The organism is Paenibacillus sp. ISL-20 (assembly GCF_018613005.1).
Taxonomy (GTDB): domain Bacteria; phylum Bacillota; class Bacilli; order Paenibacillales; family Paenibacillaceae; genus Paenibacillus_AQ.
Genome location: NZ_JAGGRD010000024.1, coordinates 292,688 through 304,878 on the forward strand (window position 1 = coordinate 292,688; position 12,191 = coordinate 304,878).

At 49.7% G+C, this 12,191-nt stretch carries 11 protein-coding genes; 7 read left to right on the plus strand and 4 right to left on the minus strand.

All coding sequences use genetic code 11. The features are described 5' to 3' along the window. Positions 1 to 180: 180 nt before the first annotated feature. Together J7E85_RS15905 and recQ are read right to left on the minus strand one after the other, a co-directional pair. Positions 181 to 1,953, minus strand: coding sequence for a B12-binding domain-containing radical SAM protein (locus tag J7E85_RS15905; RefSeq protein ID WP_215159313.1), 1,773 nt, complete (start codon positions 1,951 to 1,953; stop codon positions 181 to 183). A gap of 104 nt (positions 1,954 to 2,057) precedes the next feature. Then, positions 2,058 to 3,938 carry a DNA helicase RecQ gene (gene recQ / locus J7E85_RS15910; protein WP_215159315.1) on the minus strand — a complete coding sequence of 627 codons (1,881 nt, stop codon included), beginning with the start codon at positions 3,936 to 3,938 and terminating at the stop codon, positions 2,058 to 2,060. Between the two features lie 187 nt (positions 3,939 to 4,125). Between recQ and J7E85_RS15915 the strand changes: the two genes are divergently transcribed. From J7E85_RS15915 to speD, 5 genes are all read left to right on the plus strand, one after another. Next, positions 4,126 to 4,911: an AraC family transcriptional regulator gene (locus J7E85_RS15915; RefSeq protein ID WP_215159389.1), complete on the plus strand. Its 786-nt coding sequence runs from the start codon at positions 4,126 to 4,128 to the stop codon at positions 4,909 to 4,911. A 90-nt stretch (positions 4,912 to 5,001) separates the two neighbouring features. Beyond that, the gene (locus J7E85_RS34850) at positions 5,002 to 5,274 is read left to right on the plus strand and encodes an SRPBCC family protein (protein WP_353049506.1); all 273 of its coding nucleotides are present in this window, start codon (positions 5,002 to 5,004) and stop codon (positions 5,272 to 5,274) included. 2 nt (positions 5,275 to 5,276) lie between these two features. Beyond that, a complete protein-coding gene (locus J7E85_RS34855; RefSeq protein ID WP_353049507.1) occupies positions 5,277 to 5,462 on the plus strand; it encodes an SRPBCC family protein in 186 nt (61 codons plus the stop codon). Between the two features lie 32 nt (positions 5,463 to 5,494). Continuing rightward, positions 5,495 to 5,857: a VOC family protein gene (locus J7E85_RS15925; protein WP_215159317.1), complete on the plus strand. Its 363-nt coding sequence runs from the start codon at positions 5,495 to 5,497 to the stop codon at positions 5,855 to 5,857. 317 nt (positions 5,858 to 6,174) lie between these two features. Further along, positions 6,175 to 6,990 (plus strand): adenosylmethionine decarboxylase, encoded by an 816-nt coding sequence (speD, locus tag J7E85_RS15930; RefSeq protein ID WP_215159319.1) that lies wholly within the window; start codon positions 6,175 to 6,177, stop codon positions 6,988 to 6,990. Positions 6,991 to 7,066: 76 nt separating this feature from the next. Here the strand turns inward: speD and J7E85_RS15935 are convergent, their stop codons facing one another. Beyond that, the gene (locus tag J7E85_RS15935) at positions 7,067 to 8,893 is read right to left on the minus strand and encodes a response regulator (protein WP_215159321.1); all 1,827 of its coding nucleotides are present in this window, start codon (positions 8,891 to 8,893) and stop codon (positions 7,067 to 7,069) included. A gap of 65 nt (positions 8,894 to 8,958) precedes the next feature. Further along, the gene (locus J7E85_RS15940) at positions 8,959 to 9,540 is read right to left on the minus strand and encodes a sensor domain-containing protein (protein ID WP_215159323.1); all 582 of its coding nucleotides are present in this window, start codon (positions 9,538 to 9,540) and stop codon (positions 8,959 to 8,961) included. A 248-nt stretch (positions 9,541 to 9,788) separates the two neighbouring features. Here J7E85_RS15940 and J7E85_RS15945 point away from each other — a divergent pair, with 248 nt between their 5' ends. Both J7E85_RS15945 and J7E85_RS15950 read left to right on the plus strand, forming a co-directional pair. Next, positions 9,789 to 11,828: a serine hydrolase domain-containing protein gene (locus J7E85_RS15945; RefSeq protein ID WP_215159325.1), complete on the plus strand. Its 2,040-nt coding sequence runs from the start codon at positions 9,789 to 9,791 to the stop codon at positions 11,826 to 11,828. 18 nt (positions 11,829 to 11,846) lie between these two features. Beyond that, positions 11,847 to 12,188, plus strand: a complete 342-nt coding sequence (locus J7E85_RS15950) for a hypothetical protein (RefSeq protein WP_251035739.1) — start codon at positions 11,847 to 11,849, stop codon at positions 12,186 to 12,188. The last annotated feature ends 3 nt before the right edge of the window (positions 12,189 to 12,191 follow it).

The window sequence follows — 12,191 nt, forward strand, 5'->3', positions numbered from 1 at the left end:
GGTGTTTTATTCCAGGACGCCCAGGATACCGTCCGTTACGATAACGAGGGGGCATTGATCACATCTTCAACCCTATCAATCCCTATCAATCGCTAATCCCTAGAAGAAAGGTGTTTTGCCAAAACGATGGCCAAGACGCTCGCATCAAGTCCCAGTAAGGGGTTGTCCGTCGCTTCCCTACTATGCCTGCTTCGCTAACTCCACAGGCATCGTGTAGTACTGCGGCTGCCCTGTTTCGTTCTGCTGGTACAATACCAGCAGCATCGTTGCATGGTCCGCGTTATCCGGGAATCCGGTGCCACCCTGGATGGCATCGCTGAGGTTAAATGGCAGCACCTCGATCATCGCATGTTTCTGCAGATCGCGCTCCGTGATCCCCAGATCGGCAAAACCGGCAGATAGGGCCGCAGGTTCCTCAACGATTTTGCGAACATTGGCGGTCCACTGCGCTTTATCCTGGGTATGATCCCACCATATTTTCCGCGGTTTATATTTATGGCCCAGGAAATAATCAAACTTCATGAGACCGGAGACAACGTTCATATGCGGGGTCTTCCGATCTTCAAGGAAAGCCGTTAAACGCATGAACAGGTCCTCAAGCTGATGGCCGATTTTTTGCCAGCCCTGTCCTTCCCAGTAGTCGCCAAACTCTTGGAAGAAATCAAACGGCGACATAAATTCATGCTTCATCAAATAATTCAGGGTATGGTCCATCCGATGCGCATTCCAATACTTCTCCAGCACATCCTCCAGTCTCTTCAATCGAACGATATCCGAGAACGGAAGCACGTCGCTGCCCAGAATCTCATACGGTGCATGATCCATATAAGTGTAGTTATACTTGTCCGCATCGATCCGCAGCCCGGTTCCCCGCAGCATCTTCAGGAAGCCTAACTGCAGCTCCTCCGGCCCAAGCGCAAATACGTCGTTAAACGTTTTGCGGAACGTATCGTAATCCTCTTCCGGAAGACCTGCGATCAAATCCAAATGCTGGTCGATCTTGCGGCTGTCCTTGATCATTGTCACCGTGCGTGACAGCTTGGTAAAATTCTGGCGACGCTTCACCAGCTCATTTGTCGGATCGTTGGTCGATTGCACTCCAATTTCAAACCGGAAAATGCCGGGAGGCGCATTTTTAGCCAAATAATCCAGCACTTCGGGACGCATGATATCTGCCGTGATCTCAAACTGGAATACGCAGCCGCCATGGTTCTCAATCAGAAACTCGAACATTTCAAGCGCGTAATCCCGCTTAATGTTGAAGGTCCGGTCTACGAACTTGATCAATTTCGCTCCGTTCTCGATCAGGTACAGAATATCCGCCTTGGTCCGTTCAATATCGTAATAGCGAACCCCCACCTCAATGCTCGACAGACAGAACTGGCAGCTGAAGGGACAGCCCCGGCTGGTCTCAAAATAGACAACCCGCTTCCCGAGATGCGGGATATCCTCCGGAAAACGATGCGGGGAAGGCAGCTCCGCCAGAATGCTCTTCGGTCTTCCAGGATTCACAATAATTTCGTCCTGCTTGCGGTAAGCGACGCCATAGACGAAATGATACTTCCGGTCCCCTTCAATCGTTTGCAGCAAATGGTGGAAGGTCTCCTCGCCTTCTCCCATGACGATAAAGTCGACATTGTACAGCCGTTTCATCCAATACTCCGTATCGTAGGATACTTCAGGTCCGCCCAGTATGATCGTGACCTCCGGCATAATCTTCTTCACGATATCGATCACTTTAATCGTTTCTTCAATATTCCATATATAACAGGAGAATCCGATCACATCCGGCTTGCGCTGGAACAGGTCAGAGACGATATTCATCACGGGGTCCTTAATCGTGTACTCCGTCAATTCGATATCGAAATCCTTCTCGCTGTATGCCTTCAGGCAGCGAATGGCCAAGGAGGTATGAATGTACTTGGCATTCAAGGTTGATAGTATGACTTTCATGGTAGGATCCACTTTCCTTCTAAAATAATATAAGTTTTTGTTACCGGACGGATTATCTTAAGCAATCAAGCGGCAAAATGGCTTCTGCCTGCTACGCCGGCTTATCATTCATAGTCATACAAGTCGTCGCCGTCACTCGATGTGCCTTGACCATTCAGGAAGAATTCCAGGAACGGACGGCCGTATTTACGGAATTTCACTTCGCCGACCCCTTTGACATTCAGCATCTCATCCTCGCTCTGCGGGCAAACCACGCTCATCTCACGCAAAGTTGCGTCATTAAAAATGATGTAGGACGGCACATGCTCTTTGCTTGCTAGCTCACGCCGAATCAAGCGCAGCTGCTCGAACACCGTCTCGTTGACGGCTGACGGCGAATAATCGCGGCGACTGCCGCTGCGCTGGCTGCCTGCGGCTTTGGAAGGGCGCGGAACACGCTGCATGACTTCGCGCTGACCTTTTAACACATCGGCCGCCTCGCTTTGCAGCTTCACGACAGGGTATTGGCCTTCCGTCAACGCCAGGAACCCTTCCGAGATGAGCACATTGATCGTCTCGGATATCTCCTTCTCGGTCCGATTCGCCATCACGCCATAGGTTGGAAGGCGGTCAAAGCCGTATTCCAGTACTTTTTTGGCCCGTGAGCCCTTCAGCACGGAAGCGACCATGGACACGCCAAAGCGTTCGCGCATCCGGTGGATGCAGGAGAAGATTTTCTGCGCATCTACCGTGATATCGACAAGCTCCCGATCATCCGTGCAGGAGCTGCACGTACCGCAGGACTTATCTTCGTGCTCTTCCCCGAAATAATCCAGCATCGCGCTGCGCAGGCACCTTGTGGTGTAGCAGTAATCAATCATCTGCTGCAGCTTCCGGTAGTCGTTCTGCTTGCGCTCGCCCTCCTGGGGATTCTGTTCGATCAGAAACTTCTGCGTCATAATATCCTGGGCGCTGAACAGCAGTATGCACTGGCTGGGCTCTCCGTCACGCCCGGCACGACCCGCTTCCTGCACGTAAGATTCCATATTTTTGGGCATATTGTAATGGATGACATATCGGACGTTGGATTTATCAATCCCCATGCCAAATGCGTTCGTTGCAACGATAACGCGAATATCGTCATACAGGAAGGCCTCTTGGCTCTCCGCTCGCTCCGCGTCACTCATACCGGCATGGTATCGACCCGCAAGAAGCCCCTTAGCTTGAAGGCGTTGGCATAAATCATCCACCTCTTTACGAGTGGCGGCATAGATGATGCCCGACTGGTGGGTATGCGAGGCCGCATAGTCCAGCACAAACTCCCGCTTGTTCTCACCGCGAAGCACCGACATCTCCAGATTGTCGCGTCCAAGGCCCGTCACGAACACCTGCGGCTGTTCCAGTCGAAGCAGGCGCTGCATGTCCTCCATAACTTCAGGCGTGGCTGTGGCCGTAAAGGCTGCTACAATCGGACGGTTCGGGAGCCCTTTAACAAAAGGAGCCACCGAGAGATAGCTCGTCCGGAAATCATGCCCCCACTGGGATACGCAGTGAGCTTCATCGACAGCCACAATCGAAATATCGAGACCCGCCATCTCCTCCCGGAACCAATCCAGTTCAAGCCGTTCCGGGGCGACATATAACAGTTTCAGTTCTCCGCGCTTGGCCGCACGTATGCGCTCGTTCACTTCCTTGCCGCTGAGCGTGCTGTTGATATAGGCAGCGGCCACACCCGCTGTCGTAAGGGCATCCACCTGATCCTTCATTAAGGAGATCAAAGGTGATACAACCAACGTCAGACCCGGACACAGGAGCGCCGGGATCTGATAACAGATGGATTTGCCTCCACCCGTCGGCATAATCCCGAGCGTATCCTGACCCGCCAGAAGACTGGCGACGATTTTTTTCTGACCCTCCCGAAAATCAGGATAGCCGTAATATTTCTGCAGATAATCCCGCGCTGTGTCCATATTCATCGATTCTCTATCATTTGTTTCCACATTCATGGATAAAAACTCCTTAGTTCACCTTGGTTTTCCGCTTCGAAAAGCCCTCATCCTTTAAGTTTAACGGCCTTTCCATGAATGGGCAACCAAATCGGGGAAGGAAATTGCATTCGACGAGGAGAACTTCATAAATGTGGAAAAAGGCTTACGTTCATGTAGAGCCCAAAATATGAAGTTGGTGATCCTAATGAATGACGCACATACCGAAGCCGTAAATCAAACTATTCAATATATGAAGGAGCATCTGGACGAGCCCATGACTACCGAGCAGCTCGCTGGTCTAGTGGGATATAGTCCCTTCCATTTCTCCAGAGTATTCAAACGAGTAACCGGCATATCGCTCCGGCAATACCTGTCCTCGCTCCGGGTTGAAGCCGGCAAAATCGAGCTCCTTCAAAGTCCTTCCCTGCTCGTGAAAATCGGAATGAGCATCGGTTTGGCAAGTCCCGGCACCTTCAATACCCGCTTTAAGCAGTTTGTCGGCCTGTCTCCGAAAAAGTTCCGCACCACCACGGAGTCCCTGCATCGTTACGTGAATCAATATGAGCACAAGCCATTAACCTGGACAGAGGAAGAAAGGCATGCTCTGCCCCGGATTCATTGCCGGATCGAAGCTCCCGAGAGGTTTCGCGGCATGATTTACGTCGGTCTGTTCCCAAGACCCGTACCCGATCAGAAGCCCGTAACCGGTACGGCCATCAACCTCAAGAACCGGACCTGCACGTTAACCGGCATCCCGGCCGGTACGTATTATGTGCTGGCAGCGGGCATCCCCTGGAGCCTCAATCCGCGGGATTATTTTCTGCTGAGCAAATCCTTGCGAGGCAAGATGGAGGAGCCTGTCCATATCGACGAAGGAACCGATCTCGCCGTGAAGATTACCTTGCGCGAGCCTCTGCCCTATGACCCGCCGATTGTTGTGAATCTGCCTCTGCTCTTGTTTGAGAAGGATCGGAATAACAGCGCAAAGTAGAAGAATTTTTGAATCGCCTATCCATTTATAATGGAACTGCAAGAAGCGTTATCCCAAAAGCAATGAGCGCTATATGATGGAGGATTAAACATGACCATTATTCAAGAAACCGTGATTCAGGCCGATGTGCAGCTCCTCTGGCGAGCATGGACGGAGTCTGCGAGGATAACCGAGTGGTTTGCGCCGGCTGCGGAAATTGAACCGAAGACGGGCGGAAAGTTTGAGCTTTATTTTAACCCCGCCAATCGTGAATCGATGTGCACCGCAGGCTGTAACATTTTGCAGTATGTTGAGCCGTGTACCCTCGTGTTTGAGTGGAAAGGACCTGATCCCTTTGCGGAAACGATGAATCAGGGGAGTTGACCGTGGTCAAGGTGTCTTTTGGGCCTGAACAGGACGGCTGTACAAGAATCACCTTGGAGCATACGGGCTGGAAGGATACCGAAGCGTCACTGCAAGCCCGGGAATGGCATGTGGATGCATGGAAAGGCATGCTGACCAGCTTAAAATCCGGCATTGAATCCGGTGAAGGCATTCTATGCTGCCAGTAAGACAAGCCATAAACTAGAGGAGAGTATGACCTATGCCAAATCTTTGTGTTTTATCAATCAATGTCAGCGATATGGCTCAAGCCACGCGATTTTATTGTGACATTCTGGGATTTGAAGTTTCCGAGGTTTATGATGATCAGATCACCAGTTTGAAACATGAGGGCATGTCCCTTATTCTGCAAAAATGCGATCGACCTACGAAAACCGATTACCCGCATGAAGCCCAGGTTATTATCGGACTCGAGACGGCTGATGTAAGCGCAGCGATCGCGAACTACAAATCGCAGGGCGTAGAGGTCATCTTTGATACCCCGCAGCCGTGCCCTCCCGGTCTATACAGCGCGATCCGGGACCCTTTTGGCAATGTGATCGAACTGCTGGAGTTCACGGAGTAATCGTCCGTTTGGAAGAATCATGGTTTATCGGCAATACGAAGTGAAGTCCATTTAAACGCTCGAAGGATACGCTGCATGTAGCAGGTGTCCTTCTCATATGAAGGTCAGCCGGAAAACCTGGTTGGCCTTTTTGGAGTTTTTGAGCTGCCGAAACTTGTCTCTACCATTCCTGAACCGTCTGTTAATATTGAACCCGATGCGGGTAAGAACATATTAATGTTAACGCAGAAGACGATGCGTGGGCAGATTAGGAATCGCCGGTTTCGGAAATAATAGGAACTCGAACTGATATATTAATGACACAAGGGGAAATTCATATGGATATGACACCAGAACAACGCGTTACCCTGCATGGGTTCAACAACTTGACGAAATCGCTCAGCTTTAATATGTACGATGTCTGCTATACGAAGACCCGAGAAGAACGGGAAGCATACTTGGAATATATTGATGAACAATATAACGCAGATCGACTCACGAAAATATTGAGCCATGTGGCTGAAATCATCGGAGCGCATGTCCTGAACATTGCCAAGCAGGATTATATCCCGCAAGGCGCCAGCGTAACAGTGCTTGTATCCGAGGGCCCTGTCGTGGAGGTTCCGGAGGAATCCTATGACGAATCGCCGGGGCCGCTGCCGGATAACGTCATCCTGCAGCTCGACAAGAGCCACATTACCGTCCATACGTATCCGGAATTCCATCCCGATGAGGGAATCAGCACCTTCCGGGCCGATATCGACGTGTCGACCTGCGGGGAGATTTCACCGCTTAAAGCCCTAAATTACCTGATCCACTCTTTTGATACGGATATTATGACGATCGACTATAAAATTCGGGGTTTCACGAGGGACATTCACGGACACAAGCTGTTTATCGACCATGAGATCAGCTCCATTCAGAACTATATTCCGGACGAAGCCAAGGATCTGTTCGATATGATTGATGTCAATGTATACAAGGAAAACATCTTCCACACCAAGTGTAAGCTGAAGCAGTTTGATCTGGACAATTATCTGTTCGGTTATACTAAGGATAAGCTATCCGATGCCGAGCAGCAGAAAATAACCGAGCGCATCAAACTCGAGATGGACGAAATCTATTACGGTAAAAACATGGACCGCAGTTACTGATGATGGGCTCCAGATGTGATGTCACCAACATTTGCCTCTATTCAGGAAACACGAATGAATCAAAACCAGGCTGGGCTCATAGGAGCCCGGCCTGGTTTGCAACTTCTATCGCTTCGTCCCGGTTGCGGACGCCCAGCTTGGCATACAAGGTTGAAGCATAATTCCGTACAGTCCCGTCTGAGAGATACAACTTCATCGCAATCGCTTTGTACCGCAATCCTTGGGAGAGATACTTCAGAACCTCAATCTCCCTTGGTGTCAGATCATAAGACTTCAGCAGTGGAGACGACCCTGGATCGACTTCCATGACGGATGCAGTGCCATCCTCTTCCTTCATGAAAACACCCACTTCACCATCGAAAAGCTTAGCCGAGATCGCCGGATTCATCAAAGTTCCGCCACGATACACGATTCGTATGTTCTCGGCAAGCTCACGCGGATTCATCGACTTCAGCAAATAACCGTCCGCTCCGCTTCGTATAACCTCCGCAGCTTTTCCCCTCTGCTCAAATGTGGTGAATATGATAACCTTCACTAACGGCCAACGTTGTTTGATCAACTTCGTCGCTGTAATGCCATCCATCACGGGCATCTCCAGATCCATGAGCACCAACTGGGGGTTAAGCTTCTCACACAAGTCCAAGGCATGTTCCCCATGTTCAGCACATCCTACCACCTCAAGATCCTTCTCCGATTCCAGGATGATGCCGAGACTCTCCGTGATAAAAGGTTCATTATCCACCAATAAAAGTCGGATGACTTCATCTGCAGGCTCCGAGATTCTAGGCAAGCTGCAGGTCACAACGGTTCCTGCCTCAGGAGTCGAATAAATCGAAACTTGGCCTTGAAGGCGATAGGCCCTTTCCTTCATGGCACTTAAACCGAAACCTTCCTGTATTTGCCCGGTTCCAATACCGTTATCCAGGATTTCAAGCCGGGTCTGCTGCAATTCAAATTGAAGCATAGCATCAATCCTCGTCGCATTACCATGACGCGCACTATTCGTTAGGGACTCCTGGAGGCAACGATAGAAGGTCATTTGGGCCTGCCGGGATACCGGGTACTCTTCACCAAGCACTCTAAGTCCTACCCTTACCCCTGTGTTTTGCTCGAAATCCTCCGCTACCTGTCTCAATGACTGCACCAAAGAAAGCTGCTCTTGCGGTGAATCCAGCTCATGCAAATACCCTCTGACCTCATCCAGGCTTCTCCGCGTCAGCTCCAGCAGATTGGACAGCTTACGCTGAGCAGCTGCATCTGTTTCCGTAGAACGAAGCGATTCCAAGCCCATAATGACCGCCGTATACGTATGGCCCATCGTATCATGCAGTTCCTTGGACACGCGTTCCCGTTCTTCCAACAGCGTGACCCGCTCGACCTGAGATAAATACTGCTCCAATATCGTATTATGTGTCCGAATCATTTCGTTCTGGCTGTAGTTGGCCATCAACAGATGAAAGGCAAATCCTAATGCAAACGCAAAAGCAACATGCTCTATCATCAGTATCAAATCCGTTGACGGGGCATACAGCTTGATCAGTATTGGAACCAAGATAGCCGCAAGGGGGCCTGTCCATCTGTACGTCGTTCCATAGCTGTTCGCAGCCATCAGAAAAGCCGGAATGATAAACGACAAGTAGGCCCCCGGGAATAAGGAAGTCAAATAAACGGCGATTCCGCCTGATAATAAAATCTCGGTGATCAAATATGCTTTATGATTCAGAAGCAGACACAACCAGGGGATCGAGAAGGCTGCCAATTCCCACATGACGACGATCCATAACGCTGCGGTAAACTGGTTCCTGAACTCTATACATGTGATGATCAGGGAGATGCAGCCCATCATGCGAATAAAGAGCATCGCCCAGTCGTACCACTTCCATTGTTTCACTATATCAAACAAAAGCTTTCACTCCCTGCAGTTCCTTCACGGTTCCTCCCTAATATGACACGGCCCCAACAGTGTGTCTACCTCCAAACCGAAAACATCCACTGCGTGTACCGGCCTGTCCATCTCGCCGCTCCCTTAGCCGCCCATGACCCTGCATAAGCAAACAGAAGGCCGACTCCCATCATAAGCAGGGACTTGGGCAAGGTATCGATGCGAATAAGTCCTACGTTGATATCCGCAAAGGAACTGATACATGGGGCCAATATCCATAGAATGGGAACGATAAAGAAGATAACGGCACTGAACAAACTAGCGATGCCAACGATAAACTTCAGCATGAGTACCGATACGGCTTTCCAATTTCGGATGTCCGACAGCTCCACTTTAGCCTGACTCCAGTAGGAGCCGGATGATGTTCTCTTCATAACAGGTTCGATCGTTATGTCCGTATAAAACTTCGCCTGAATCCGATCGTAATTCATGAAGGTCCGTGACGTTCGCATTACAAAGGTGAGAACAGGTATCCCGATCAGGGTGAAACTCATGCTGAAGCCAAATACAAGGCCTACAAGATAGTAGCAAAAGTAAAACACTCCAGTTCCAAAAGTCAGCATCAAAAAACAAAAGTTTAGCAGGTACTCCCTCAGCCATTTCTTCATAGATTAGACTCCTTTCATGTCTTTATGACCTTGTTATTTCTGTATCCTACTGCACTCGTTGTCATGTGCAACAGTGTCAAAATGTCATATGACACGCCTTCCCAAAGAAGTGACCGAATGTTACTGCCCGATATGACACACCATCAGCCATACTGTGGGAGATCAAGCCGTTCGCTCATTGCTCGGAGTTCCGGATGAAGCATGAGGACGAGGCTACCCAATCACATCTCTGAAGGAGTATGGTATCGATGAAATGGAACAATCAAAAAGTAAAAACGGCATTTCTACTTGTATCTACGGGGGCTTTAACGGCGGCCACATTAATGGGAAATGGACCTCTCCTACCCAGAGCCGCGGCTTCCGATTCGACTAAACTGGCGGCTCTGGCCTCTTCAGCTGCATTATCCGCCTCCTTCCACAACGGTCCTTCCGATACACAGGAATTGTTGAGATTCGCGGACCCGCTGTTTGCCGACAAGATGAAGAAGTACAATGTCGTAGGGTCCAACTTTGTAGTCGTCAAAGATGGCAAGGTGCTTGTCAATAAGGGGTATGGTTATGCCAATAAAGAACAGCAAATTCCCGTTGACTCGCAAACCGTATTTCAAATTGCTTCCATTAGCAAGACATTCACGGCATTGGCCGCAATGCAGCTCGTGGATGAAGGCAAAATCAATCTAAAACATAATATCGAAGAGTACTTGGGAGGACTGAAAATTCCGAATCGAACAGGGAAGCCTCTCACCATGTTCGACTTACTAACCTACACCAGCGGCGTGGATATGCCTGACATTACAACCTATACATCGCCGGAATACGTGAAGCAGGACATTCCAACCCGGGATTTTCTGGAGAAACATATGCCAACCGTGGTCAGACCGCCGGGGGAAGCCTACGTGTACGATAATTTTGGATTCTTGCTCGCCGGGTATGCAGTGGAGAATATGAGCGGCATTCGTTTTGACCAGTACATGAAAAAGAATATTTTTGAGCCTTTGGGGATGAAATCCACAAGCGTTCGATTCACACCTGACCTGCTTGCGCGAATGGCCTCCCACTACAGTCCAACCGGGGAGTTTCAACCACTGTCTGGTCACGCCCCCACCGATGGCCCGCAGGGGAGCATCTTATCGACGGGTGAGGACATGGCAAATTATTTGCTCATGCAGCTGCAGAATGGGAAATATGGCGATAATCAGCTGGTAAGTCCGCAAAGCTTGAAGCAGATGCATACCTATCAAACTTATGCAGAGCCTTCTGTCCCTATCGCCACCGTTGGCTTCGAAGGCTACTACAAAGAATTGATGAATGGACACCATGTGGTACTAAAAGGCGGCAATATGCCGGGACACTCCTCCTTGATGGTATTGATTCCGGAGAAGAACACAGGCATTTATATGTCCTATAATAACGACACCAACATGAGCTTGGAAATATATGATGAGTTCATGGATCATTACTTTCCGGAAACGGCATCAAATCCGAAGCCTGTGTTTGCAGAATTAAGCAAAGAGGAAGCCAAATCCTATACCGGCCTTTATCAAAATACCCGGGTCCATAGTATTCGGACTCGGTTTGCGTATGAGAATGGACGCCTTACGATGGAAGATTCCACGACCGGAAAACACACCCTAAAGAAAATTAACGACTTGCTGTTCCAGGACGAGCTGGGGAACAAGGTCACCTTCAAAAAGGGAGCAAATGGACAGATTCAATATTTTTACTACACCAGCCAGATCGGTCTCGGTGTCGTAGGGGAATCACAGAAAATGGAGGTTACCTCTCCTTTTGCCGACGTGCCTGCAAGCAGTAAGTATAAAACTCACATCGATAACCTGCATACCTTGGGCTTGATCCAAGGAATAGGAGGAAACCGCTTTGATCCTCATGGAACCATAACCCAGGGGCAGTTCGCTGACCTGCTGATCCGCTCCCATGGTTGGTACATGTTCCCTGACATGATCGATGCTAATCAACAGCAGATGATCAAAGGCATTCCACGGTATAATCGTTCGAAACCTCTTACGAGGCAAGTCGCCGCTGTTATGATCCAAAATCTAAAACAACTGCAAGTGGATACCAAGGTTACCTTAACCGATTCAACAGATCCGTGGGCCATAGAAGCTATTCAAGCGCTTATCGGAAGTGGAGTCATTGATCCGGACACCCGTATCCAAAAAGACGGCTCCGTCAATTTCCGCTCCAAGCAGCTGCTGCTTCGTCAAGAGGCCTGCGCGCTGCTGGACAAGGCTTTTAACTACTACACCCTTCCGCTAGCCTCGAAATAAATTAGGGATCATAAGTTCATGAATGATCAGCAGTACCGGGCGGAGGTTGCCAGACAAAATACAACGTATATCCAGCCCTCTTACATCGGCTTTTATTTCGCATCCGACACGGACTTCTCAGCGGTTCCCGTCCCCGTCTACCAATCGCCCGGAATGCTGATCCAGGGAACAAGCGCTGAAGTTTCTGCATTCATTCGCTTCTCAGCTAGGGGAGAACAAGAAACCGGGGGCCATATCGGACAGAGCCCGAATGAATTTGGCGTACCACGCCGAGATGCTCATCAACATGTGGAAGTAGTTTATCGCCTGAGAGAATCGTTTTTGCCGAAAAAGCCGCTGCCAGATTCAGATTACTTCTGATCT

Excerpts from the sequence above, each read along its gene's own strand:
- J7E85_RS15905 (WP_215159313.1), bottom strand. The coding sequence starts at position 1,953 with ATGAAAGTCATACTATCAACCTTGAATGCCAAGTACATTCATACCTCC.
- recQ (WP_215159315.1), bottom strand. The coding sequence starts at position 3,938 with ATGAATGTGGAAACAAATGATAGAGAATCGATGAATATGGACACAGCG.
- J7E85_RS15915 (WP_215159389.1), top strand. The coding sequence starts at position 4,126 with ATGAATGACGCACATACCGAAGCCGTAAATCAAACTATTCAATATATG.
- J7E85_RS34850 (WP_353049506.1), top strand. The coding sequence starts at position 5,002 with ATGACCATTATTCAAGAAACCGTGATTCAGGCCGATGTGCAGCTCCTC.
- J7E85_RS15925 (WP_215159317.1), top strand. The coding sequence starts at position 5,495 with ATGCCAAATCTTTGTGTTTTATCAATCAATGTCAGCGATATGGCTCAA.
- speD (WP_215159319.1), top strand. The coding sequence starts at position 6,175 with ATGGATATGACACCAGAACAACGCGTTACCCTGCATGGGTTCAACAAC.
- J7E85_RS15940 (WP_215159323.1), bottom strand. The coding sequence starts at position 9,540 with ATGAAGAAATGGCTGAGGGAGTACCTGCTAAACTTTTGTTTTTTGATG.
- J7E85_RS15945 (WP_215159325.1), top strand. The coding sequence starts at position 9,789 with ATGAAATGGAACAATCAAAAAGTAAAAACGGCATTTCTACTTGTATCT.
- J7E85_RS15950 (WP_251035739.1), top strand. The coding sequence starts at position 11,847 with ATGAATGATCAGCAGTACCGGGCGGAGGTTGCCAGACAAAATACAACG.